Source organism: Streptomyces sp. NPDC055815 (assembly GCF_053616475.1).
In genome coordinates, this window is record NZ_JBSHDU010000079.1 from 1 (window position 1) to 23,915 (window position 23,915).

General features: G+C 73.6%; 23 protein-coding genes. 8 read left to right on the forward strand and 15 right to left on the reverse strand.

The features are described 5' to 3' along the window. The first annotated feature begins 457 nt into the window (after positions 1–457). Both ACWGN5_RS34020 and ACWGN5_RS34025 read left to right on the forward strand, forming a co-directional pair. On the forward strand, positions 458–1,267 hold the full coding sequence (locus tag ACWGN5_RS34020; protein ID WP_369147381.1) for an IclR family transcriptional regulator: 810 nt from the start codon (positions 458–460) through the stop codon (positions 1,265–1,267). Between the two features lie 214 nt (positions 1,268–1,481). Further along, positions 1,482–1,904 carry a DUF6223 family protein gene (locus ACWGN5_RS34025; RefSeq protein ID WP_453522278.1) on the forward strand — a complete coding sequence of 141 codons (423 nt, stop codon included), beginning with the start codon at positions 1,482–1,484 and terminating at the stop codon, positions 1,902–1,904. 28 nt (positions 1,905–1,932) lie between these two features. On the opposite strand, the gene ACWGN5_RS34030 is transcribed toward ACWGN5_RS34025, so the two are convergent. Both ACWGN5_RS34030 and ACWGN5_RS34035 read right to left on the reverse strand, forming a co-directional pair. Continuing rightward, positions 1,933–2,616, reverse strand: a complete 684-nt coding sequence (locus ACWGN5_RS34030) for an ABC transporter ATP-binding protein (protein WP_453522279.1) — start codon at positions 2,614–2,616, stop codon at positions 1,933–1,935. After that, on the reverse strand, positions 2,613–3,689 hold the full coding sequence (locus tag ACWGN5_RS34035) for an ABC transporter permease (RefSeq protein WP_453522280.1): 1,077 nt from the start codon (positions 3,687–3,689) through the stop codon (positions 2,613–2,615). Before ACWGN5_RS34035 ends, ACWGN5_RS34030 begins: the two co-directional genes overlap by 4 nt. Before the next feature lie 112 nt (positions 3,690–3,801). On the opposite strand from ACWGN5_RS34035, the gene ACWGN5_RS34040 reads away from it, so the two are divergent. Together ACWGN5_RS34040 and ACWGN5_RS34045 are read left to right on the forward strand one after the other, a co-directional pair. Next, positions 3,802–4,980: a sensor histidine kinase gene (locus ACWGN5_RS34040; RefSeq protein ID WP_453522281.1), complete on the forward strand. Its 1,179-nt coding sequence runs from the start codon at positions 3,802–3,804 to the stop codon at positions 4,978–4,980. Between the two features lie 2 nt (positions 4,981–4,982). Then, positions 4,983–5,609 carry a response regulator gene (locus ACWGN5_RS34045; protein WP_041131959.1) on the forward strand — a complete coding sequence of 209 codons (627 nt, stop codon included), beginning with the start codon at positions 4,983–4,985 and terminating at the stop codon, positions 5,607–5,609. Here the strand turns inward: ACWGN5_RS34045 and ACWGN5_RS34050 are convergent. From ACWGN5_RS34050 to ACWGN5_RS34085, 8 genes are all read right to left on the reverse strand, one after another. Beyond that, a complete protein-coding gene (locus ACWGN5_RS34050; RefSeq protein WP_453522282.1) occupies positions 5,599–5,823 on the reverse strand; it encodes a hypothetical protein in 225 nt (74 codons plus the stop codon). The genes ACWGN5_RS34045 and ACWGN5_RS34050 overlap by 11 nt on opposite strands. 114 nt (positions 5,824–5,937) lie before the next feature. After that, positions 5,938–6,378, reverse strand: a complete 441-nt coding sequence (locus ACWGN5_RS34055) for an amphi-Trp domain-containing protein (protein ID WP_453522283.1) — start codon at positions 6,376–6,378, stop codon at positions 5,938–5,940. After that, the gene (locus ACWGN5_RS34060) at positions 6,375–6,821 is read right to left on the reverse strand and encodes a DUF7144 family membrane protein (RefSeq protein ID WP_453522284.1); all 447 of its coding nucleotides are present in this window, start codon (positions 6,819–6,821) and stop codon (positions 6,375–6,377) included. Before ACWGN5_RS34060 ends, ACWGN5_RS34055 begins: the two co-directional genes overlap by 4 nt. A 27-nt stretch (positions 6,822–6,848) precedes the next feature. Then, positions 6,849–7,310, reverse strand: a complete 462-nt coding sequence (locus ACWGN5_RS34065) for an SHOCT domain-containing protein (RefSeq protein ID WP_453522285.1) — start codon at positions 7,308–7,310, stop codon at positions 6,849–6,851. Between the two features lie 57 nt (positions 7,311–7,367). After that, positions 7,368–7,565, reverse strand: coding sequence for a hypothetical protein (locus ACWGN5_RS34070; protein WP_453522286.1), 198 nt, complete (start codon positions 7,563–7,565; stop codon positions 7,368–7,370). A gap of 97 nt (positions 7,566–7,662) precedes the next feature. After that, on the reverse strand, positions 7,663–9,318 hold the full coding sequence (locus ACWGN5_RS34075) for an MFS transporter (protein ID WP_453522287.1): 1,656 nt from the start codon (positions 9,316–9,318) through the stop codon (positions 7,663–7,665). A 156-nt stretch (positions 9,319–9,474) separates the two neighbouring features. Beyond that, positions 9,475–12,153 (reverse strand): LuxR C-terminal-related transcriptional regulator, encoded by a 2,679-nt coding sequence (locus ACWGN5_RS34080; protein ID WP_453522288.1) that lies wholly within the window; start codon positions 12,151–12,153, stop codon positions 9,475–9,477. Between the two features lie 167 nt (positions 12,154–12,320). Continuing rightward, positions 12,321–12,638 carry a DUF5955 family protein gene (locus tag ACWGN5_RS34085; RefSeq protein ID WP_453522289.1) on the reverse strand — a complete coding sequence of 106 codons (318 nt, stop codon included), beginning with the start codon at positions 12,636–12,638 and terminating at the stop codon, positions 12,321–12,323. A gap of 195 nt (positions 12,639–12,833) precedes the next feature. Between ACWGN5_RS34085 and ACWGN5_RS34090 the strand changes: the two genes are divergently transcribed. The 3 genes from ACWGN5_RS34090 to ACWGN5_RS34100 all read left to right on the forward strand — a co-directional run bounded on the left by ACWGN5_RS34090 (position 12,834) and on the right by ACWGN5_RS34100 (position 16,695). Next, entirely contained in the window at positions 12,834–13,448 is a 615-nt protein-coding gene (locus ACWGN5_RS34090; protein WP_453522290.1) for a nucleotidyltransferase family protein, read from the forward strand. A gap of 225 nt (positions 13,449–13,673) precedes the next feature. Next, positions 13,674–15,296, forward strand: a complete 1,623-nt coding sequence (gene aceB, locus ACWGN5_RS34095; RefSeq protein ID WP_453522291.1) for a malate synthase A — start codon at positions 13,674–13,676, stop codon at positions 15,294–15,296. Positions 15,297–15,549: 253 nt separating this feature from the next. Continuing rightward, a complete protein-coding gene (locus tag ACWGN5_RS34100; protein ID WP_453522292.1) occupies positions 15,550–16,695 on the forward strand; it encodes a GDSL-type esterase/lipase family protein in 1,146 nt (381 codons plus the stop codon). Between the two features lie 4 nt (positions 16,696–16,699). Here the strand turns inward: ACWGN5_RS34100 and ACWGN5_RS34105 are convergent, their stop codons facing one another. The 3 genes from ACWGN5_RS34105 to ACWGN5_RS34115 form a co-directional block, all read right to left on the reverse strand. After that, positions 16,700–18,487, reverse strand: coding sequence for a hypothetical protein (locus ACWGN5_RS34105; RefSeq protein ID WP_453522293.1), 1,788 nt, complete (start codon positions 18,485–18,487; stop codon positions 16,700–16,702). Positions 18,488–18,538: 51 nt separating this feature from the next. Further along, a complete protein-coding gene (locus ACWGN5_RS34110; protein ID WP_453522294.1) occupies positions 18,539–19,630 on the reverse strand; it encodes a beta family protein in 1,092 nt (363 codons plus the stop codon). A gap of 96 nt (positions 19,631–19,726) precedes the next feature. Beyond that, on the reverse strand, positions 19,727–20,659 hold the full coding sequence (locus ACWGN5_RS34115) for a fibronectin type III domain-containing protein (RefSeq protein WP_453522295.1): 933 nt from the start codon (positions 20,657–20,659) through the stop codon (positions 19,727–19,729). A 158-nt stretch (positions 20,660–20,817) separates the two neighbouring features. Between ACWGN5_RS34115 and ACWGN5_RS34120 the strand changes: the two genes are divergently transcribed. Further along, positions 20,818–21,429 carry a hypothetical protein gene (locus ACWGN5_RS34120; RefSeq protein WP_453522296.1) on the forward strand — a complete coding sequence of 204 codons (612 nt, stop codon included), beginning with the start codon at positions 20,818–20,820 and terminating at the stop codon, positions 21,427–21,429. A gap of 16 nt (positions 21,430–21,445) precedes the next feature. On the opposite strand, the gene ACWGN5_RS34125 is transcribed toward ACWGN5_RS34120, so the two are convergent. Both ACWGN5_RS34125 and ACWGN5_RS34130 read right to left on the reverse strand, forming a co-directional pair. Then, positions 21,446–22,102, reverse strand: coding sequence for an aspartate/glutamate racemase family protein (locus ACWGN5_RS34125; protein ID WP_453522297.1), 657 nt, complete (start codon positions 22,100–22,102; stop codon positions 21,446–21,448). Positions 22,103–22,194: 92 nt separating this feature from the next. After that, entirely contained in the window at positions 22,195–23,643 is a 1,449-nt protein-coding gene (locus ACWGN5_RS34130; protein ID WP_453522298.1) for a nucleobase:cation symporter-2 family protein, read from the reverse strand. Positions 23,644–23,915 lie beyond the last annotated feature (272 nt).

Here is a 23,915-nt window from a genome sequence, read left to right on the forward strand (position 1 = left end):
ACCTCGGCGTCGTGCGGCAGCACGGCCGCGATCGTCCCGCCGGAGACGGCGATCGACGCGGGCCGCGTCCCCTCCGGGGTGATGACGCGTGTCGAGCGCAGGACCAGGTTGACGTCCACCCGTACCCCTCTCTTCAAGTGACTCGCAGAGAAAACCGAGAATTTCAACGAACTGTTGAAAAGGAGTCTTCACTTCCGGGCGACGGGTCGTCAAGGGCACACTTCCAGCATCGGCCGTCGGCGAACCCGACTTAGAGGTTTCCACAAAGTGGAATGAGAATTCCGTACAGTAGAACGTAGCTCCGCACATGCGGGCCGGACCCCGACCGCTCCGGGCCCTCGCCGACACCGGACAAACACCCCCTGACCGGCGCTGACGCCGGGACCGGGACCGTGTGCCCCGGCCGGCGGCCCGGTAGGCTGCTGCCTTGCCCGCCTGCCCCGAAAGGACCGTTGACGTGCCGACGTCCAGCGCCAGCACCACCGACGCCGCCAAGCCCGCCGCCGCGAGCGGGGGCGTCCAGTCCCTTGAGCGCGCCTTCGACCTCCTGGAGCGGATGGCCGATGCCGGGGGCGAGGTCGGGCTGAGCGAGCTCTCCGCCAGCAGCGGACTCCCGCTCCCCACCATCCACCGGCTCATGCGCACCCTCGTGGCCTGCGGCTACGTCCGCCAGCAGCCCAACCGCCGGTACGCGCTCGGCCCCCGGCTCATCCGGCTCGGCGAGTCCGCCTCCCGCCTCCTCGGCACCTGGGCCCGCCCCTACCTGGCGCGGCTCGTCGAGGAGACCGGCGAGACCGCGAACATGGCGCTGCTCGACGGCGACGAGATCGTGTACGTGGCACAGGTGCCCTCCAAGCACTCGATGCGCATGTTCACCGAGGTCGGCCGCCGGGTCCTGCCGCACTCGACCGGCGTCGGCAAGGCGCTCCTCGCGCACACCCCGGCGGAGGAGGTACGGGCGCTGCTGGCCCGCACCGGCATGCCGGCCGCGACCGAGAAGACCATCACCACCCCGGACGGCTTCCTCGACGCGCTCGTCGCGGTCCGCGAGACGGGGTACGCGGTCGACGACAACGAGCAGGAGATAGGAGTCCGCTGCCTCGCGGTCTCCGTGCCGGACTCCCCCACCGCGGCGGCCATCTCCATCTCGGGCCCGGCGGGCCGGGTCACCGAGGCGGCCACCGAGAAGATCGTCCCGATCCTCCAGGAGGTCGCACGCGAGCTCTCGGCGGCCCTGGCGAACACCTCCGGCAACAACCAGGGCTGAGGCCGGCGGGGGGGCGATCTCGTCGTCGGACAGGCCCCGCGCCCGGGCGGATCCCGCTCACGGAGGAGCCTGCGACTACCGCGGACGCGGTAGTCGCGCGGTTTCTGCCGCGTCCGCGGCAGCGCGAAATGACCGCGCCCGCCGGACGACGGGCGAGGGGGCGGGCGGACATGCTCGGGCCACGTCCTGATCCCGCCTCCAGAAGGAGCAGCCCATGTCCGTCCGCACCGTGCTCGCCGTGACCGGAGCCGTCCTGGTCTGCGGTCTCGCGTTCGCCGTCCCGGCGGCCGCCGACCCCGTGGTCCAGCCCGTCGCCGCGAGCGTCTACACCCTGAGCGTCGGCCGCGTCACCTCCTCCGTGGCGGCGGTCGTCGGCCTCCTCGGCGCGGTCAACGGCGGCCTCGCCCTGGCCCGTACCGCAGGCCCGGGCCACATCGCCGGCTGGGCCCGGCGGAACGGGGCGGTCACGGCGCTCCTGGCCGGAGCGGTCGCCGTGGTCGCCGGCGCGGTGGTCGCGGCCACCGCCGACGGCGGCCTCGGCACCGGCAACGGCCTGGGCGGCGCGTACGTCGCCATGCTGGTGGGCGTCGTCGCCCTCGCCCTCGGGTGGCGGGCCCGCTCCCGCCGGTCCCGCTGACGCGGTGGCCCAAGCCCGACCCGGGTCCTCAGGCCCGTACCGGCGACTCCGTGAGCCGGCCGTCCTGGACCGTCACCGTGCGGTCCGTGCGGGCCAGGTGCGTGCGGTCGTGGGTGACCAGGACCGTCGCGGTCCCCCGCTCCGCCGTCAGCGTGGCCAGGAGGTCCATCACCGCCGCCCCCCGCTCGTGGTCCAGGGCGCTGGTCGGCTCGTCGACCAGGAGCACGGACGGCTCGTTCATCAGCGCCCGCGCGATGTTGACCCGCTGCCGCTGACCGCCCGACAGCTGGTGCGGCCGCCGGTGCGCCTGGTCCGCGAGGCCCACCGCGTCGAGCAGGTCCAGGGCCCGGCCCCGTACCGCCTTGGGCGCCCGCTTCGACAGGTGGGCCATCACCTGGAGCTGCTCCACCGCGCTCAGCGAGGGCAGCAGGTTCGGCTGCTGGAAGACGATCCCGATGTGCTCACGGCGCAGCTCCGCCTTGGCGGCGGCGGTCAGCGGCCCCGTGTCCGTACCGGCGACGACGACCCGCCCCTCGTCCGGGGTCACCAGGGTGGCGGCGACCGCGAGGAGGCTGGACTTGCCGGAGCCCGACGGGCCGACGACGGCCGTGAGCGTCCCGGCGGGGACGGTGAGGGAGACGGCGTCGAGGGCGGTGAGCCGGCCGTCGCCGTCGGGGTAGGTGAGGGTGACGGCGTCGAGGACGAGGCTCATCGGGCGCTCCCGAGGGCGGTGAGGGGGTCGACGGCGGTGATCCGCCGGATGGACAGGGCGGCGCCGAGGACACCGAGGACGACGATCACGGCGGCCGGTCCGAGGACGGTCAGCGGTTCGAGGACGAAGGGCACGTTCCCGCCGCTGACGAGGGCGCCGATGCCGACCGCGAGCGCGGTGCCGAGCAGGGTGCCGGCGGTGAGCATGAGGACGGCCTGCCCGAGGGCGTCCTTGAGGAGGTACGGGGTGGAGGCGCCGAGCGCCTTGAGGACGGCGACGTCACCGCTGCGCTGGATGGTCCAGACGGTGAAGAAGGCTCCTATGACGAGCGCGGAGATGGCGAAGAGGAAGCCGCGCATCAGCTGCAGCGAGCCGTTCTCGGCCTGGTAGGACCCTATGGCGGTGAGGGCCCCGTCGAGGGTGCGGGCCTCGGTGCCGGCGGCCTTGTCGCCGGCCGCCCAGTCGACGTCGTCGCCGCTCAGCGCGATGACGGTGGCCTGTTCCCCCGCGGTGGTGCCGCTGTGGCCGAGCTTCTGCCAGTCGCCGAGGGAGGTCCACACCACGGGCGTGTGGCTGTACGAGGCGTCGCCGGAGACCGCGGAGACGGTGACCTTCAGCGGGCCGAGGCGGACGGTGTCGCCTGCGCGCACGGCCAGCTCCTGAGCCGCCGACTCGGACAGGACCGCCTTCCCCGCGCCCACGGTCCCGGGCGCGAGCCCCGAGCCCGGCTCCGTACCGAAGGCGGAGACGGCGGCGGTGCGGTCACCGGCGGCGGCGTTGAGGGTACGGATGCCGAGCGGATCGGCCTCCGTCACCCCGGGCCGCTCCGCCCACCCGCGCCACTGCTCCTCCGTCACCGTCGAATTGGTGAAGGAGACCGACTGCCCGGACGGCGGCGCCGCGAAGGCCAGCCGGTCGGCGGGCAGACCGGTGATCGCGGAGATGTTCTCTCGCGCGAGCCCGGCGGTCAGCCCGGACAGCAGGCCCACGAGCAGGGTGATCAGCACGATCACCGTGCCCATGAGGGTGAAACGCCCCTTGGCGAATCTCAGGTCTCTCCATGCCACGAACATGCTGACCAGACTGGTCCGCGAGGGGCCCCGCGGGCATCGCGCCACGGATGGCTCCGCAATCAAACTTTCGGTTGAGTCCGGATTGTCTCCCGCTGTCTAGGCTGGTGGGACCATGGATCCCCGCTCCCTCACCCCCGCCCTCCGCGCCCTGCGCCTCTGCCTGCACCTCCTCATGGCGGGCCTGCTCGCGCTGGCGGCGGTACGGGCGCACTCGCCCGCCGGGACGGTGGCGGCGGTCGTCATGGGCGCGGTGTACGCGGCCGGCTCGTACGTGCCGTCCGTGCGGAGCTCGCAGCGGGCCGCCGCCGTGTGGCTGGCGGTCCTCGGCGCGACCTGGCTCGGGCTGCTCTGGCTCACCCCGGAGGCGCTCTGGCTGGCCTTCCCCCTGTACTTCCTCCAGCTGCACCTGCTGCCCACCCGCTGGTCGCTGCCGGCCGTGGGGCTGACGGCGGGCGCGGCGATCCTCTCGTACGTGGGGCACGGCGCCGCGCTCAATCCGGGGGTCTTCATCGGGCCGCTGCTCGGCGCGGCGGTCGCGGTGGCGACGGTCCTCGGCTACCAGGCCCTGTACCGGGAGAGCGAGCGGCGGCGCCGGCTCATCGAGGAGCTGATCGAGACGCGGGCGGAGCTGGCGGCGGCGGAGCGGCACGCCGGGACGCTCGCCGAGCGGGAGCGGCTCGCGCGGGAGATCCACGACACGCTCGCGCAGGGCCTGTCCTCGATCCAGCTGCTGCTGCGGGCGGCCGAGCGGGTGCTCCCGCCGGACTCCCCCGCGGCGGGGCACATCGGGCGGGCGCGTGAGGCGGCGCAGGACAATCTGGCGGAGGCCCGGCGCTTCGTGCGGGCGCTCTCGCCGCTGGACCTGGAGCACGGCTCGCTGGCGGCGGCCCTCGAGCGCCTGTGCGAACCGGTCGAGGCCGGTCCGTACGGGCCGGGGGCCGGGCCGCGGGTCCGGTTCTCGGTGAGCGGGACCCCGGCCGAGCTGCCGACGCCGTACGAGGTGGCGCTGCTGCGGATCGCGCAGTCGGCGCTCGCGAACACGGTGCGGCACGCGGCGGCCTCGCGGGCCGAGATCACCCTCTCCTTCATGGACGCGTCGGTGACCCTGGACGTGGTCGACGACGGCCGGGGCTTCGACCCCGCCTCCGTACGGCCGTCCTCCGACGGCGGTTTCGGTCTTCCGGCGATGCGCTCGCGGGCGGAGTCGCTGGGCGGCACGTTCACCGTCGAGTCGGCGCCGGACCAGGGCACCGCCGTCGCCGTCTCCCTCCCTCTTCCCGCTGGAGCCTGAGCATGACCATCCGACTCCTCCTCGCCGACGACCACCCGGTGGTACGGGCGGGCCTGCGCGCGGTCCTCGACACCGAGCCGGACTTCGCCGTGGTCGCGGAGGCGGCCACGGCCGAGCGGGCGGTGGAGCTGGCCGCCGCCGGGGACGTGGACGTGGTCCTGATGGACCTGCAGTTCGGCGCCGGGATGCACGGCTCGGAGGCGACGGCGGCGATCACGGCGGTACCGGGCGGACCGAAGGTGCTGGTCCTGACGACGTACGACACGGACGCGGACATCCTGGCGGCGGTGGAGGCGGGCGCGTCCGGCTACCTCCTGAAGGACGCGCCGCCGGAGGAGCTGGCGGCGGCGGTCCGGACGGCGGCGGCCGGCCAGTCGGCCCTGGCGCCGGCCGTGGCGCACCGGCTGATGGACCGGATGCGGACTCCGGCGGAGGCGCTGACCAAGCGGGAGCTGGAGGTCCTGCAGCTGGTGGGCGAGGGCCTGTCGAACCAGCAGATCAGCAAGGCGCTGTTCCTGAGCCAGGCGACGGTGAAGTCCCACCTGGTGCACATCTTCGCGAAGCTGGGCGTGGACTCCCGCACGGCGGCGGTGGCGGCGGCGACGGCCCGCCGGCTGATCAGACGGTGAGGCCGTCGGGCCGGCCCTCGGTCGACGAGTCGGCCCGCGCGGCCATCAGCTCCTGGAAGGACCGCATGCACGACAGACAGTGCCGGTCCGTCCGCATCCCGTCCACGTCACGGTCGACGGTCTGACCGCAGAGGCTGTTGCCCGCCTGTTTGGCGATCACGTGCCAGACCAGGAGTCCGCTGGAGTCGTCGGGCGCGATGTGCATCTCGTACATGGCAGCAACCGTTCTCGGGGGTCGGGGTTCCCACCCAACTCGTGGCCGGCCGTACCGGCACGGCAGCCCGGCCAAGTGGGTGACACGAGAACCCGCCCCCGAGCGAGAACGGGCTCACGCGGACTTCGGGGCGGTGCGCCTGGACTTGGCGGGTGACGTGGCCTTCCGTCTCCGGGCGGCGGGTGCGGGCGGCTCGCTCCCCGCCGCGGCCTTCTTCGCCGCGGCCCTCTTCGCTCCGGGCCTGGTTCTCGGCTCGGGCGGGGGCTCGGGCTCGGGTGCCTCTGGCTCGTCGGCCTTCCTCTCGGGGGCGGCCGTGTCGCGTGAGCCGCGGCCCGTCCGCCATTTCAGCTCGATCTCCAGCTCGATCTCGCCGTCATCGACCTCGAACTCCACCTCGCTGCGGAGTTCTTCGGGGACCCGCAGGCTCAGTACGCCGCCTCCCAGCGGGACCTCCGCCTCCTCACCCGCCCTGAGCGCCTCGGCGAGCGCCTCCAGCTGCTCGGCGGCCTCGGTACGGGTCACGGAGCTCTTCTGCTCGAACTTGAGGTCGTTCACTGCAGCCTCCCGTCGGTGGGACGGCCGACGCCCTCGTCCTCACCCCGGTCGACGCACAGGGCCCAGATGATGAACCCGGACATCACGATCACGATGACGGACCACCACGGGTAGTACGGCAGCGACAGGAAGTTGGCGATGATCACGAGCGCGGCGATGCCGATGCCGGTGTACCGCGCCCAGGCCGCCGCCGCGAAGAGTCCGAAGCTGACCAGTACGGCGACGATGCCCAGGCCCAGGTGGACCCAGCCCCAACCGGTGAGGTCGAACTGGAAGACGTAGTTGCGCGTGGTGACGAAGACCTCGTCCTCGGCGATGGCCATGATCCCTCGGAAGATGCCGAGCAGTCCCGCGAGGAAGAGCATGACGGCGGCGAAGTACCGCAGGCCCGCGGCCCAGGCGTGTTTCGCCGACGAGGCGTGAGCGGTGTGCGTGGCGTTCATGTCGGTCTCTCCTTCTTCCGGCCCGTCTCACTGAGGGGCCGTGCTGGTGCCGGAGGCGGTGGACGGGCGGTCGTCGTTCAGGACGAGGGCCTTGGCCCGCTGGAACTCCTCCTCGCTGATGTCGCCCCGCGTGCGGAGGTCGGCGAGCCGGTGGAGTTCCTCGGCCCGGCTGGGCCTGCGGTCGCCGCCGGCGGTCTCGCGGACGTAGGCGTCGAAGGCCTGCTGCTTCTCGCGGGCGTGGTCGATCTCCCGGCGGCCCATGCTCTTGCCGCGGGCGATCACGTAGACGAGCACGCCGAGGAAGGGCAGCAGGATGACGAACGCCGTCCAGCCGGCCTTGCCCCAGCCGCCCAGGGCGTCGTCGCGGAAGATGTCGCCGATGATCCGGAAGAGCAGGATGAACCACAGGATCCACAGGAAGAACCAGAGCATGGTCCAGAACATGCTCAGCAGCGGATAGTCGTAGGCGAGGTACATCGGTGTGTCCATGTGTCCGCTCCGTTCCGGTTCCTTCTCCCGCCGGGCTCCCGCCGGGGTCCGTCTCGGTCACTCCGGCAGCCGCCGCAGTTCCACCACGTGCAGTCCGAGGGACTGGAAGCGGGCCAGCAGCCCGTAGAGGTGGGCCTCGTCCACGAGCGGGCCGTACAGCACCGTCTGGCCGGAGATCGTCACGTGCTCCAGCTCGGGGAAGGATCCGATCAGCGTCTCCGACATGAGTCCGTCGATCCGGATCTCGTACTGCATGGTCTGCCCCTCCCGTGGTGGGGGTGGCTGTCACAGGCCGGTCCTGATGCGATGGTCCGTCTTCCTGGCTCCGGCGGCCTCACCCTGCGCGGGTGACTCAGGAGCCCTCCGAGCCGGGCTCCGTCGGCGTGGGACCCTCGGTGTCCCGGCGGCGGCTCGCACCCGTGGGGCCGTCCGCCGTGGCCCCGCCCGCACCGGGGAGGCCGCGCGTCACCAGGAAGCTCGCGAGGGTGATGCCCCCGGTCGCGAGGATGGCCGCCTTGAGGCCGGCCAGCTGGGCCGAGGCGTACGAGTCGGTGACGGCCTCCACCTCCTGGGGTGGAAGTCCCGCGTCCTGCGCCGCCACACGGACCTGGTCGGTGGGGACGAAGCTGATCCCGGCCTCCAGGGCGACGCTCGTCTGTTGGCGTGCCGCCTCCGAGAGCCTCGGGTCGTCCTCCACCTGGCTGGTGAAGGCCTGGGCCAGGGCCCCGATCAGCAGGGACCCGATGAGGGCCGTGCCCAGCGCGGACCCCAGATTCTGGGCGGTGAACTGCAGGCCGCCGACCTCGCTGCGCTCCCGCTCCCCGACGCTGGACTGGACGACGTTGCCGAGCTGAGAGGCGAGCAGCCCCATGCCCAGGCCGAGGAGCGCCATGGCCGCGAAGAACTGGGAGTCGTCGATGACGGGGTCGATGGTGCCGAGGAGCCAGACGATGGCGGCGAGGAGCAGCACCAGGGCCATCCGTACGATCCGCTTCGGTCCCAGCCTGCGTCCGAGCTTCGCCGCGCCCAGGGAGGCCGCGAGCATGGTGACGGAGACCGGCAGCAGCCGCAGTCCCGTCTCGAAGGCGTCGAGCCCCTGCACCACCTGCAGATAGAGCGGGATGGTGAAGAACAGCCCCAGCAGGATGAGGTTCTGGCTCAGCAGGGTCATCAGCCCGGAGCGCAGGGTGGGCCGGTGGAACAAGGCGAGATGGACCAGGGGGTCGGCACCGCCGGCCTCCCGCCTCTCCTCCCAGACCCGGAAGAGGAACAGGACCACCACCCCGGCCCCGACCACGAACAGCGTGGGGGCGAAGCCGAAGACGGTGAAGGGCGGGTTGCGCGGCTGCACCCATCCCCAGGTGCTGCTCTGCAGCACGCCGAGCACCCCGAGGCCCAGACCGGCAGCCGACAGCGCGGCACCGACGACGTCCAGGCCGGGAACCCGGCTCGGCCGGGGCGTTTCCGGGATCGCCCGCCGCAGGAGCAGCACGGCCAGCACCACCACGACCTCGCCCGCGAAGACCAGGCGCCAGGTGAGGTACGTCGTCACCCAGCCGCCGAGCAGCGGGCCGACCGCGATGCCGGCACCGGCCAGGCCCCCGATGACGCCGTACGCGACGGAGCGGTCGCGGCCCCGGTAGGACTCGGCGACGAGGGCCGCCATGGACGGAAGCACCAGGGCGGCGCCGAGCCCCTCGATGACGGACCAGCCCAGGGCCAGCACCCACAGCGTGGGCGAGACGGCGGTCAGGGCCGAGCCGACGCCGTAGACCGCCATGCCGACCAGGAACACCCGGCGGCGGCCGAGGATGTCCCCGATCCGGCCGCCGATGATCATGAACGCCGCCATGACCAGGGAGTACAGGGTGATGACGGCCTGGATGGCGGTCACCTCGGTGTCGAAGTCCTCGACCAGCTGGCTGATGGAGACGTTCATGACGGAGGTGTCAAGGACCATCAGGAACTGGGCCGTCCCCAGCACGATCAGAGCGCGCCACTTCTTCACGGTCGCCGCCTCGGGCCTGGCCGCCGGTGTCAGCGGCAGCGGAGGTGTTGAGCCACCCTCGCCGCCATCACATCCGAAACGGTCGCCGGCCGCCTCACCCGGCGCGGGTGAGGGAGGGCGGCGGGACCGGTGTGCCCGCGGCCGCCGGGTGTCCGGTCACAGCAGCCCCAGCTCCCGGGCGCGGCGGACGGCGTCGTTGCGCCGGTGCACCGACAGCTTCCGGTAGGCGCTCTTGAGGTGGGTCTTCACCGTGTTCACGGACACGTACAGGTCGGCGGCGATGTCCTCGGTCGACATCGCCCGGGCGAGCCGCTCCAGGACCTCGCGCTCCCGTCCGCTGAGCTGCTCCACCGGTGCGCCCGGCCCGGACCCGGGTCCGCCCCGCTCCGTCCCGTCGTACGGCTCGGATCCCGGTACGAGCCATCCGGCGGCGGGTGCCCGCAGCGCGGGCTCGGCGAGGAAGGGAGCGATCCAGGGCCCGGCGATCCGGAAGGCGCGCCTGAGCTCCTCGCGGCGGCCCTCGGCAAGAGCCTGGGCGAGCATCCTGCGGGCGGTGGCGGTGTCCCCCTCCAGTGCCGCCGCCTGTGCCCGTACCAGCGCGGCCGGTACGGACACCGCCGGTCCTGCGCTCCCGTGGGCCGCGAGGCCGTCGAGCAGGCGGAGGGCCGTGCCGGGGTCGCCGGCGGCGAGGTGGGCCCGCGCCGCGCCGACGGTGCACAGCGGCAGGTCGTCGGCGACCTCCCGGAGGACTTCGACGGCCGCTTCCGGGCGGCCCTCGGCCAGATGGGCGTCCGCGGCGACCAGGGCGGCACGCCCCTGCGCCCAGGGCGAGGCCTCGGCGGCGGGGACGGGCCGGGCCGCGGCGGCCGGCGCCTCCCGCGTACGGCCCCGGGCCAGGAGCACACCGGCCGTCACGGCCCGTCTGACGGCGGCCGTCACCGGGTCCTCCGGCTGCTGGTCGGACGTCCGGGCGAGGAGGGCCTCGGCGCGGTCCACCTCGTCCCGGTCGAGGGCGACCTCGGCGAGCACCAGCTGTCCGAGCCCGGAACCCGCCGGCTGGGCCAGGCCGTACCGCTCGGCCTCGGCCGTCATCGCGAAGACCCTGCGTTCCGCCGCGCCCGGCCGGCCGTCGAGGTGCTCGAGGAGCGCCAGGTGTTCCAGCGCCTCCATCCGCGGGAGGACCGTGGAGGCCGTACGGGGACCGCGGGTCACCGCGGTGAGGGCGGCCCTGGCCTCGTCGAGGTGTCCGGCCCACAGCAGCGAGGAGCCCACGTCGGTCAGCAGGAGGGCGGCGAGTTCCGGGTGCCCGTCAAGGAGCCGGGACGGCATCTGCGGCATCAGCCGCCGGGCCGACCGGGTGGCGCGCTCGGCCCGGTCCGCCGAGCCGAGCAGCCGTCCGGCGAGCGCCTCGAGCAGGGCCCAGCTCAGCCGCGCCGCCGGGGAGCCGCCGCCCTCGGCCGTCAGCTGGTCCGCCGCGCGGCGCAGGTGCGCCAGGCCGCCGTCGAGATCCCGGCGGGACAGCTCGCACGCGGCGCGGACGAGGTTCAGGGACGGGTCGGGCACCTCTCCCTCCATCCCGGCGAACCAGTCCACCGGCTCCCCGGAGCCGAGGCCGGTGAAGAGCTGTCCTATCGCCAGGTCCTCGACCAGGGCGCGGGCCATGTACGTCCAGTCCTGGGCGGCGGCGCCGTGCGCCAGCATCTCGGGGAGCGTGCCGGAGCGCCGCAGCCAGTGTGCGGCGCGCCGGTGCAGCTCCGGCTCGAGGCCGGGGGCGCGTTGCCGCAGATGGGCCCGGAGGATCTCCCGGAACAAGGGGTGGAGCCGGTACCAGCCCTGACCGAAGTCCTCGACGAAGGCGTTGGCGCGGTGCAGCGCGGCCAGGATCGTCGCGGCGTCACGCCGCCGGGTCAGCTCGTCCGCGAGGTCGGGGCAGAAGCGGTCGAGCACGCTGACCCGCAGCAGCAGGTCCTGGGTCTCCGGTGTCTGCCGTTCCAGTACCTCGGCAAGCAGGAAGTCGGCGATGGTGCCCTGCCCGGCCTCGAACTCCTTCAGGTAGAGCTCGGGATCCGGGGTCGACCGCGCGGCCAGGGCGCTCAGCCGGAGGCCGGCCGCCCATCCCCGGGTGCGCTCCACCAGCGCCCGGGCCACCGGAACGGCCAGTGACAGCCCGTGCAGCTCCAGGAGATCGACCGCCTCCTCGGTGGTGAAGGCCAGCTCGGCGTCCCGGATCTCGGTCATCTCGCCGGCGAGACGGTAGCGGTGGAGCGGGAGGAGGGGCTCGGTGCGGCTGACGAGGACGAGCCGCAGCCCCGGCCTCGCGTGCCGCAGGACGAACTCCAGCTGCCGTCCGACCTCGGGGTCGGTCATCCGCTCGAACTCGTCGATCACCACGATGACGGGCCGGTCGCGCCCGGCGAGTCCCCAGGCGAGTCGGCTCAGGAGCGTGTGAGGCACCCGCCTCGCGTCGGTGGGGAAGCCGACGGTGGCGGGTGCCGGGACCCCGCCGGCGTTCAGGGACTGGAGCAGATGGGCCCAGAACATCCCCGGACCCTCGACCGCCGCATCGAGCGCGAGCCAGGCGACCGGCCGCCCCAGGTTCGCGGCCCAGTCGGCGACCAGGAGGGTCTTGCCGGCCCCCGCACTGCCGTTGACCACGGTCAGCGGGGTCAGCAGGGCCTGCCCGAGGTGCTCGACCAGCCGGTCGCGGCGCAGGAACGTACCGGGGCGGTTCGGCAGGGCGAATCGTGTCCGCAGGTACGGGTCCCCCAGCGGGTCGGCACCGCCGGGAACCGGGCCGCCCCGCGGCAGATCGTCAGCCGTGGCCTCCACGTCCACCACCACCTTCCGGTCGGGCCCGCCGGGGCGGGACCTACCTTCAGGATGGAAGCCTTCTCCACGGTTCGGCCATCGCACAGAGCCGTGCAAACCCCTCCCGGGTACCCGAAGGGCCCGCTCCGGAGGGGCTTCGCGGGGGAGGACCGGGCCCGAGACCGGTCGCCGGTCTACTGCCCGGGCTGCGGAGGCCCGAAGAGCTCGACGGCCCGCCGCACGCCGGCGAGTCCTTCGGCGAGCGCGCTGACGGAGCCGACGGAACCCGCGACGAGCAGCAGGGAGCGGCGCAGCCTCCACACCTCGGGGTCGCCGCTGAGCGCCATGGCGTCAAGGGCGGCGAGCTGGTCCTCGGCGATCCCCCGGTCGGCGAAATCGACCCGGTGGGCGGCCAGTTCCCGCCGGAGCCGGGACACGGCGGACCGCAGTTCGACCACCCTGGGGTCCACGCCCTCGCCGGTCACTCGCCTCTGCCCCACGCTTCGCAACATGGTTCTCCCCCCGCACGACATCGTGCGCAGAACTCCGTACGACGAACACTCCGGACACCCCGAGCCACTCCCCCGGACAACGGCCGGGCGCCGTGAGCCGCGGGCCAGTTAACTCCTTCGCCACCCCCCGCGCCACCCTTGGCGGACGGAATTCAGGCGACCGTGTGATTCCGGCCGATGAGGTATGCAGTCCTCATGACAGCCACAGAAGATCGAAGCCCCGTCGTCGCCGGACTGCTGCTCGCCGCCGGGGGTGGGCGGCGGCTCGGGGGGCGGCCCAAGGCCTTGCTCACGCACCGGGGGCGGCCGCTGGTCGAGCATGCCGTGGGGGTGCTGCGCGCGGCCGGGTGCGAGGTGGTGCACGTGGTGCTGGGGGCGGCGGCCGAGACCGTGCGGGAGCGGGCCGAGCTGTCCGGGTGCGTGCTTGTGGACAACCCGGAGTGGGCGGAGGGGATGGGGTCCTCGCTGCGGGCCGGGCTCGTGTCGCTGGCCTCCGATCCGCGGGGCGTGGACGCGGCGCTCGTGCTCCTGGTCGACCAGCCGGGGATCGGGGCGGAGGCCGTGGCTCGGGTCCGGGCGGCGTACGGCTCCCGGGATTCGCTGGCGGCGGCCTCGTACGACGGGGAGCGCGGCCATCCGGTGCTGTTCGGTGCCGGGCACTGGGCGGGCATCGCGACGACGGCGGTCGGGGACCGGGGCGCGCGGGACTATCTGGCGGCGCACCGGGATGCGATCACCCCGGTGGACTGTTCGGATGTGGCCGAGCCCTACGACATCGACACGGAGGCGGATCTCTCGCACCTGGAGTGAACGGGCTGGCACCGAGCGCCATGTTCTGTCGATCCGGAGAATCTCGACATCAACAAACCATTGAACTTCCACCATGAGGAAACTAGTATCCACTGTTCAGAAGCCCCTGCTAGTTCAGAGGGCGCTCGCGGCCGTATCTCGGCGCCTGCGGCACTCCGTGCCGTCCCGTGACGCCCGGCGGCCGCCTGGCACGCCCGTGAAGTCCGCTGAAGGAAGTGACAGTTCATGTCCGCACCAGCGCCGTCCCCCCTGGCCGTCGTCGATGCCGAGCCCCTCCCGCGTCAGGAGGAGGTGCTCACCGAGGCCGCCCTGGCCTTCGTCGCCGAACTGCACCGGCGGTTCACCCCGCGCCGGGACGAGCTCCTCGCCCGCCGGGCGGAGCGCCGCGCCGAGATCGCCCGTACGTCCACCCTGGACTTCCTTCCGGAGACCGCCGCGATCCGCGCCGACGACTCCTGGAAGGTCGCGCCGGCCCCGGCGGCCCTGAACGACCGCCGTGTCGAGATCACCGGCCCGACCGACCGCAAGATGACGATCAACGCGCTCAACTCCGGCGCGAAGGTCTGGCTGGCGGACTTCGAGGACGCCTCGGCGCCGACCTGGGAGAACGTCGTCCTCGGCCAGGTCAACCTGATCGACGCGTACACCCGGAAGATCGACTTCACGGACCCGAAGTCGGGCAAGTCGTACGCCCTGAAGCCGGCCGACCAGCTCGCCACCGTCGTCATGCGGCCGCGCGGCTGGCACCTGGAGGAGCGTCACCTCACCTTCGACGGACGCCCGGTGCCCGGCGCGCTCGTCGACTTCGGTCTCTACTTCTTCCACAACGCCCAGCGTCTGATCGACCTCGGCAAGGGCCCGTACTTCTACCTCCCGAAGACGGAGTCGCACCTGGAGGCCCGCCTCTGGAACGACATCTTCGTCTTCGCCCAGGACTACGTCGGCATCCCGCAGGGCACCGTCCGCGCCACGGTCCTCATCGAGACCATCACGGCCGCGTACGAGATGGAGGAGATCCTCTACGAGCTCCGCGACCACGCCGCCGGCCTGAACGCCGGCCGCTGGGACTACCTGTTCTCCATCGTCAAGAACTTCCGTGACGGCGGAGCCAAGTTCGTCCTCCCGGACCGCAACGCGGTCACGATGACGGCCCCGTTCATGCGCGCCTACACCGAACTCCTCGTCCGCACCTGCCACAAGCGCGGCGCGCACGCCATCGGCGGCATGGCGGCGTTCATCCCGTCCCGCAAGGACGCCGAGGTCAACAAGGTCGCCTTCGAGAAGGTCAAGGCCGACAAGGACCGCGAGGCCGGCGACGGCTTCGACGGCTCCTGGGTCGCCCACCCCGACCTGGTCCCGATCGCGATGGCCTCCTTCGACGCCGTCCTCGGCGACCGGCCGAACCAGAAGGACCGCCTCCGCGAGGACGTCTCCGTCGCGCCCGGCGACCTCATCGCCATCGACTCGCTCGACGCGAAGCCCACGTACGACGGCCTGCGCAACGCCGTCCAGGTCGGCATCCGCTACATCGAGGCCTGGCTGCGCGGCCTCGGCGCCGTCGCCATCTTCAACCTGATGGAGGACGCGGCCACCGCCGAGATCTCCCGCTCCCAGATCTGGCAGTGGATCAACGCGGGCGTCGTGTTCGAGAACGGCGAGACCGCCACCCCCGAGCTCGCCCGCAAGGTCGCCGCCGAGGAGCTCGCCGCGATCCGCGCCGAGATCGGCGACGAGGCCTTCACGGCCGGCAGGTGGCAGCAGGCCCACGACCTGCTGCTGCACGTCTCCCTCGACGCGGACTACGCCGACTTCCTGACGCTTCCCGCGTACGAGCAGCTGGTCGGCTGACTCGATCCGTACGGCTGACTCGGCTGCCCGCACAGCCGCCGACAGCAACCTGAGCAGGGCCCCGTCCCCGGTGTCGCACAGCACCGGGGACGGGGCCCTGTCGGCGTTCCTGTGACCGCACAGGTGACGTGACGGAACCGAGATATGCAGCTACCTAGCGGTAACAAGTCACGCCGTGCGAGATTCCGCCATGCCACCGGCCGGCGGCTGTCCCCCACGTCACTGCGTCACCGCATACCGCAGGAGCACAGCCATGCCTTCGACCCCCCACCGTGCGCTGCGCGCACTCCTGGCACTGTGTACCGCCGCCGGGCTCGCCTCCGTCGCCGCCCCGGCAGCCCACGCCTCCCCCGGCACGGGCCCCACCGCCGTCGTCACCATGGGCGACAGCTACATCTCGGGAGAGGCCGGCCGCTGGCAGGGCAACAGCCTCACCAACTCCGGCAGCCGCAACGGCACCGACCGCGCCTGGACCGGCAGCACCTACGACCCGTCCCGCGTGTACGGCTCCACCGCCGGCGGCTGTCACCGCTCGGACACCGCCGAGGTGAAGAGCGCGGGCGCGATCGCGAGCTCGCTCATCAACCTCGCCTGCTCCGGGGCGACGACGGACAACGTCTTCCGGGCCTCCCAGGGCGGCCAGGCCTACAAGGGCGAGGCGCCCCAGGCCGACCAGCTGGCGGCCGTCGCCGCCGCCAACGACGTCGAGCTGATCGCCCTGTCCATCGGCGGCAACGACCTCGGATTCGCCGACATCATCTCCACCTGCGCGACCGACTACATCGTCTGGTACTCGTACTGCCACGACGACCAGCAGGCCGAGGTCGACGCGAAGATCGACGGCGTGATGGCCGACGTCGGCCGGTCCGTCGACGAGATCCGGGCGGTCATGACCGCCGCCGGATACGCCGCCTCCGACTACCGGATCGTGCTCCAGTCGTACCCCTCCCCCATCCCGCGCGCCGCCGAGAACCGGCACGCCGAGAGCGGCTGGACCCGTACGAACACCGGTGGCTGCCCCTTCTGGAACCTCGACTCCGACTGGGCCCGCGACTCCCTCGTCCCCCAGATCGCCGACCGTCTCAAGGGCGTCGCCACGGCCAAGGGCGTGCAGTTCCTCGACCTGCGGGACGCGCTCCAGGGCCGTGAGGTCTGCGCGAAGGCCAGCAAGCAGGTGACGTCGACGGTGCCGCCGTCGGGGACGACGAGCGAGTGGGCGCGCTGGATCGACAGCCAGAGCACACAGGGCCTCGTCCAGGAGTCGATGCACCCCAACGCCTACGGCCAGCAGGGCTTCGGACGCTGCCTGGCGCTGATCCACGCCTCCCCGACGGGGAACAAGAGCTGCCGGAACACGGCCGGGGCCGGGCCGTCGGGCATGTACCTCACGGCGGGATAGGAGCTCACGGCAGGGCGATGCCGAGCGGGTGGAGGACCCGCTCGGTCTCGTGGCGGTCCGCCGCCGCCATCGCGCGGACCAGGGCGGCGGAACCGCCCGGCCAGGCGGCCGCCGCCGCGTCGAAGGCGGCCCGGCGGGACTCCAGGGGCCCCTTCTTGGCGGGCAGCGCGTCGAGGACGTGCAGGGCCCGGGCCGAGGTCCGCACCTGGATCGGGTCCGCCTCCTCGCCCCTGTCCCGCAGGGCGTCGAGGGCGTAGGCGCCGATGACCGGGTCGCGCAGGGCGCCGCGCAGCGCCTCGGGAGGCGCGCCGGACGTGTCCAGGGCGGCGAAGAGACCGCGGGTGGCGGCCGCCTCGGCGGTCCCGGCGTGGACGGTGCCGAGGGCGGCGAGCAGCTGCGACCAGGCGTCGGCGGTGTCCCCGCGCGCGTGGAGCCAGTCGGCGAGCACGCGCGCGGCGACGGACGCGGACCAGCCGCCGGCGGCGGCGACCAGGTCCTCCGCGGGCCAGGCGGTGGCCTCGGCGGCGTCGGGCGCGGCGACCCCGCGCACTCCGAGCAGATAGCGCACGACGCCGGCGCCGCGCGGGGTGAGCCCGAAGGCGTCGCCGGCGCGGAAGACCAGGCCGGTGGCGGCCAGGCGGTCGAGGACGGCGGCGAGGTCGCGGGCCGGTCCTTCGAGCCGGGCGCGGTCGGCCTCGTTGAGCTCGGCCGTGCCGAGGAGTCGTACGAGCTCCGGCACGGGCGGGGTGGTGTACGGGTCGGGTGCCGCGTCCGGTACGGCCACGGGCAGGTCCTCAAGGGCCGGGTCGACGGACCAGTCCTCGTACTCGGCGGCCTTGCGGGCGACGGAATCGGCGGAGCAGCCGCGCTGGTACACCGCGTACAGCAGGTGCGGCGCCTCGCCGCCGTACGGCTCGAACTCCTCCTCCGCGAGCTCCTCGACGGCGGCGATCAGGGTGTCGGCGTCCTCCTCGACGGGCCCGGCCTCGATCGCGGGCGGCGGGGGTACGGGGGCGGCGGGGTCGCCGTAGTAGTCCAGGTGCTCGTCGAGGAGGGCGTCGGCGAGGACGAGGTGCGGGAAGGCCTCGGGTCCTGGGGCGAAGCGGGCGTACGGGCCGGCGAGCTGCTCGGCGAGCCCGGCGGCGGTCCAGCGGTCCTGGAGCGCGGCGGCGAGCTGCCCGATGCCGGTCGCGACGGCGTGGTCGGTGAGCAGCGGTCCGGCGGCGGGGGGCGCCTCGGCGTCCCGCACGTACGCGCGTGTCAGCGCTTCGGAGAGCAGGACGTCGGCGAGGGCCGTACGCCCCATCAGGTGGGCGCGGCGCACGCCGTCGGGGAGCGGTGCGCCGTCGAGGGCGGCGAGCCGGCGGCGTACGTCCTCGGGGTCGGCGAGGTCGGCGCCGACGGTCCGCAGGAGCGAGGCGTACCAGCGGTGCCAGGTGAGGTTGCCGGGGTCCTTCATGGCGCGTTCGAAGTCGGGCGCGGACTCGGCGACGACCACGGCGATCCGCTCGCGCCGCCCGCCGTCGAACCGGGCGGCGAGGGCGCCGAGGACGGCCGGGTAGGCGGCGAGCTCGCCGGGCGGCGCGTACACGAAGGTGGGCAGGTCCTCGACGAGCAGTTGCCGTACGAGACCTGGCGTCGGCTCGGGCACCCCGGTCGCCCGGTCGGCGCCGCGCAGTGCGAGCAGTCCGAGGACCGCTTCGGCGGCCCGCGCGAACGCGGGGTCACGACGCTCGGGCGCTCCGTCGAGGAAGCTGTCGAGCCCGGTGTTGGTGAGAACGGTCCCGGCCACGCTTCCCAGGGTAGTTCGGGCGAGGAGGTTCCGGCGGGATGGGGCGACGCGTCAGGAGTGTCGCCGCAGGCCGCGGACGACCTGGGCCATGTGCTGGACGTGCCCGGCCCGGAGCCAGACGGCGGGGTTGCCCGCTCCGGCCGTGCCCGATCCGTCCGCGCAGGAGACGAGCCAGCGCTCCCCCTCGCTGAACTCCGCTCCCCGGAAGTCCTCCGCTTCGACGATCTCGCGGACGAGCTCGCGGATCGCGTCCGCGTGGTCGGACCCCTGGGTGGGCACCCGTCCCAGGAGAAAGGTGCGGTCGGTGGTGTAGCGGACGACGCCCCAGGGCGAGCCGCCGCCCGCGGTGCTCGGCCGGTCGGCGCCTCCGGCGTGGTCGGCCCCGTAGTCGCCGTACGTGACGCGTACGGGCGGCTGTTCGGGTCCGTCGACGAGCATGTGCCAGAGGTCCCAGTCGAATCGCTGGGCCTCCGCGAGCGGAGCCCCGTAGCCCTCGGGGTACGTCCGGGGGAACGAGCCTGCGACCACGGCGATCGTGCGCCAGCGGTGGAGGGGGCCGAGCAGGGCGAGGGAGCGCAGCGCCCACTTCTCCGCCGGGCGGTGCTCGTCGACGACCCCTCCCAGGTCGACCAGGAGGTCCACGGGGCAGGGCGCGCGCCCGATCCGTTCGAGCAGGCCTCCGACCTCGTCCCGGAGCCGTTCGTCGGGAAGCGCGTGCACGAACACCCGGACACCGAGACCGTTTCCGCTCGCGCGGGCGGCCTCGGCGGTCGCGAGCTGCTGCCGGACGTCCCGCTCGACACCGGTGACGGGCCGGAGCGAGGTCCCCGTCAGGCCGTGCCGGAACTCCGTGCCGAGCTGCCACGGCTCGTCCTCCGCGTGGAAGGTGTCCACCCAGGCGGGCAGACCGCGCTGCGCGACCACCAGCCGGTGCAGTGCGGTCCGCAGTCGGCCGGCGAGCGCGGCCGGGTCCGGGTCGAGCGGACGGTACGGGCGCGTCCCCAGGGTGCGGGCGCGGCCGACCCGGGGCGCGACGGTCCAGAGGGGTGCCACGCGCGCGCGTACCTCGGGTGTCAGCTGGTCGTACGCGGTGAGCGCGCTCCACCGGGCGGGCAGCGCGGGTACGTAGATCGGCTCGGACATCGGCGCCCCCCAGCGGCCTGTCGCATCCCCTGGTCGCAGGGTGAGGGGCCGTCACGTCCGGCGAAAGGGTGCGATTTCGGCCAGGCTGGGGGGAGTTCAGCGCACGACCACCGTCCTCGGTGCCGAGAAGTCGCCCCAGGTGCCGTCCGGGAGCCGGGCGCGGAGGGTGAGGGTGTGGCGGGTGCCCGGGGGGTCCTGGACCGGGAAGGTGTAGGTGGCCCGGCCCGGGGGCGGGGTGGTGCCCCAGACGATGGTGGTGGCGAAGCGGCCGTCGAGGTGGAGTTCGTGGTGGGTGACGGGGGCGCCCGTGCTCGGCGGGGTCCAGGTGAGGGTGATCTCGCCGTGGGCGGCGGTGGCCGTGAGGTCTCTCGGGGCGGTGTTCGGCGGGGCTCCCGGTGCGGGCGCGGTGGTGAGGTCGGCCGGCGTGCTGTCCGGGGAGGAGTTCTCGGCGGCGTCGCGGGCGCGGACGGTGAACGCGTAGGCGGTGCCGGGGCGCAGGCCGGTGAGGTGGGCGGTGGTGGCGGTGCCGGGGACGGTGTGGATGCGGGTGTCGGACTGGTAGACGTCGTACGCGGTGACCCAGGTGTCGTCGCGGGCCGGGGTCCAGCGGAGGGTGGCGGCGCGGCTGCCGTCGGCGGTGGCGCGGAGGGCGGTCGGGGCGGTGGGGGGTGTGCGGTCCTCGGCGGTGGGGGGCAGGGTCGTGGCGGTGACGGTGGCGCTGGGGGGCGAGACGTTGCCGGCGGCGTCGCGGGCGCGGACGGTGAAGCGGTGGCGGGTGGCGGGGGTGAGGCCGACGACGTCGGTCATGAGGGTGGTGGCGGGGAGGTCCTTGACCCTGTGGCCCTCGCGGTAGACGGAGTATCCGGTGACGGCGCGGTCGTCGGTGGCCGCGCTCCACATGACGTGGACGGTGCTCGCGCTGCCCGCGGTGGCGGTGACGCCGGTGGGGGCGGTGGGCGCCCGGGTGTCCTTCGGTGTGGGGGCGGCGGTGCCGGAGCAGGCGGTGAGGGCGAGTGCGAGTGCGGTCAACAGGCTTGCGGCGAGCGGGCGTTGCACGGGCCGGCCTCCGTCCGTCGAAAAGGTCCAGACCTATATCGCACAGCCGGCGCCGGCTCGGCAAGGGGTCGTTGTCAGTGGGGTGCGCTTCACTGGAATCGTCACGCTCCGTAGTCGAACGAGGGGGAATCATGACGGACCGTACGACCTATGTGACGCTCGCCGGGGTGCGCCGGCGCGGCTGGACCGACGCGATGGTGCGGGATCTGCTGGGCACGCCCGACGTACAGGGGCGCGATCCGCGCCGCTGGTCCCTGGCGCCCGTGCGGCTCTATCTCCTGGCCCGGGTGGAGACGGTGGAGCGGACGCCCGAGTTCACCGAGACGGCCGCGCTCTGCCGGTCCCGGGCCTCGGCCGCCGGGGTCCATGCCGAGCGGCGGCGGGCCGCCGTCCTGACCGCGATCCGCGCGCAGCCGATCGAGGTGCCCCGGCTGCCCGGGCCGGAGCTCGAGCGGCGGGCGATGCGGCACCGGCACCTGCTGGGGGCCCGAAGTCCCGGGCCGCGGCGGGAGGCGGTACCGCCGGAGAGCACGCCCGCGCCCGCCGGGGCGCTGGTGCGCTGGCAGGTGAGCTATCTGCGGCACGCCCTCGCGCGGTACGAGTCGCTGCTCGACGGGCTGTACGGGGAGACCGGGCGGGGCGAGGCCGAGCGGCTGCTGAGGCGGCGGTTGTACGAGGCGATCGCCGCCGCCTATCCCCCGCTGGCCCAGGAGTGCCGCCGGCGGATCGCGGTGGAGGGGTGAGCGCCGCCGGCCGCTGTCAGCCCGTCAGCAGGTGGGCGATCGCCCGGCAGGCCGCCGGGATCGGGCCGACGACCCGGACCGCGCAGCGGGCGCGGAGCTCCTCGGCCGCCTCGCCGAGCGGGCCGCCGCCGATGACGACCGCGCGGGCGCCGTCCCGTTCGACGCAGGCGCGGACGGCACGCTCCAGGCGGTCGAGGAGGACCGCCGGGTCGGCGGAGAGCCGTTCGGGGGTCCCGGCGGTGAGCCGGAGGCCGGTGTACCGGTCGGCGAGGCCGAGGGCGGTCACGCGCGCGTGGATGGCGTCGCCGAGGAGCGGGGTGGTGGTGGCGATGCCGAAGGGCGTTCCGTCGGCGGCCGCCGCCAGGAGCGCCGCCTCGCCGAGGCCGACCACCGGGATACCGGTCCCCGCGGTCGCCGCGCGCAGCTCGGCCAGGCCCGGGTCGCCGAAGGCGGCGACGAGGAGGGCGGCGCAGTCGCCCTCGGCCGTGGCGCGGAGGCCGGCCGCGAGGACCTCGGGGGCGGCCGCCCGTAGGGCCTCCGGGTCGGTGAGCATGCGCGGGCCCCGGGCGACGGTCACGCCCCGGACGGGGACGGCGGGCCCCAGGGCGCGGCGGGCGAGGGCGGTCATCATCGCGGTCGTGGCGGTGGAGGTGTTGGGGTTGATCAGCACCACGGCCCCGGGCGCCCCGCGGCCGGCACGCACCGCGGCCCCGGGCCCCGCGGCGTGCGCGGGGACCGGGGCGGGCGGTGGGACGAGGAGCGGGTTCAGTGGACGTGCGCCGCCTTCGCGCTCGCGGTGCCGGAGATCTCCTCGCCGGGCTCCATGGGTGCGGTGACCTCGTCGGCGTCACGGCCCCGGCCCAGGTGGTTGAAGACCACGTTGAGCAGGACGGCGGCGACACAGCCGGTGGAGATGCCGGAGTCCAGGATGATCTGGGCGGTCTCCGGGAAGGCGTGGTAGAAGTCCGGCTTCGTGATCGGGATGATGCCGACGGCCAGCGAGACGGCCACGATCAGCACGTTGTTGTCCTTCTCCAGACCGGCCTTGACCAGGGTCTGGATGCCGCTCGCGGCGACCGAGCCGAAGAGGACCACACCGGCTCCGCCGAGGACGGGCCGGGGCACGACCGAGATGAGCGAGGCGGCGACCGGCGAGAGGCCCATCAGGACCAGGAAGCCACCGCCGGCGGCGACGACGAAGCGGCTGCGGATCCTGGTCATGGCGACCAGGCCGATGTTCTGCGCGAAGGCACTGCACATGAAGCCGTTGAAGAGCGGGCTGAGCGCGGAGCCGAGGGTGTCGGCGCGCAGCCCGGCCGCGATGGTCTTCTCGTCGGCGGGCCGCTCGACGATCTCGCCGAGCGCCAGCATGTCGGCGGTCGACTCGGTCATGGAGACCAGCATGACGACGCACATGGAGATGATCGCGGCGAGGGCGAACTGCGGGGCGCCGAAGTGGAACGGGGTCGGGAAGCCGACGATGTCGGCCTCCTTCACCGGGCTGAAGTCGGTGACGCCGAAGGGTATGGCGATGAGCGTGCCGAGGACGAGACCGACCAGGACCGCGACCTGCTTGAGGAAGCCGCGGGTGAAGCGGCGGAGCAGCAGGACGACGACGAGCGTGATGCCGGCGAGCGAGAGGTACGTGGTCGAACCGTAGTCCTCGGCCTTGGGATTGGGCCCCTGGGCCCAGCCGAACGCGACCGGGAGGAGGGAGACACCGATGAGGGTGATCACGGAGCCGGTGACGACCGGCGGGAAGAACCGCACGAGCCGGGAGAAGAAGGGGGCGGCGGCGAAGCCGAGAAGTCCGGCGACGATGATCGCGCCGAAGATCACGGGGAGCGCGTCGGCCTTGTTCTCGGTGGTGTCGACGATCGCCAGCATCGGCGCGACACCGGCGAAGGTGACGCCGTTGACGAACGGCAGCTTGGCGCCGATCTTCCAGATGCCGAGCGTCTGCAGGAAGGTGGCGAGGCCGGCGGTGAAGAGGCTCGCGCCGGTGAGGAACGTCAGTTCGGTACCGGAGAGGCCCACGGCCGCTCCGACGATCAGGGGCGGGGCGACGACACCCGCGTACATGGCGGCCACGTGCTGGAGGCCACTGGTGAACATCTTGAGAGGGGGCAGCGTCTCGTCGACCGGATGCTTCTCGCGGTCTTCGGGGGCGGGGCCTGCGTCTGGTGCATTGCGAACCTGGGGCTTGGCGGCCACGGCGGTTCCTCCGGTCGGTTACACGTCGGCGGCGACGAGGGGTTCAGGGAGGTGGTGCGATGCGGTGCGAAGTGCAGGAGGTGCGGCTCGATGCGGGGTGAAGAGGGTGGAGCGGGGCGCGTGCGGAGGGGGTGCGACGCGGGGACGGGTGCCCGGTGTGGGGGTGCGGGCGGGGTTCACCGTCCCGGGTGGGGGGGGGCGGGGTGTGGGGAAGGGCCCCCCCCCCGGGCGAAAAAAAAAAAAACAACCCCCCCCACAAAGAAAAAAAAAGG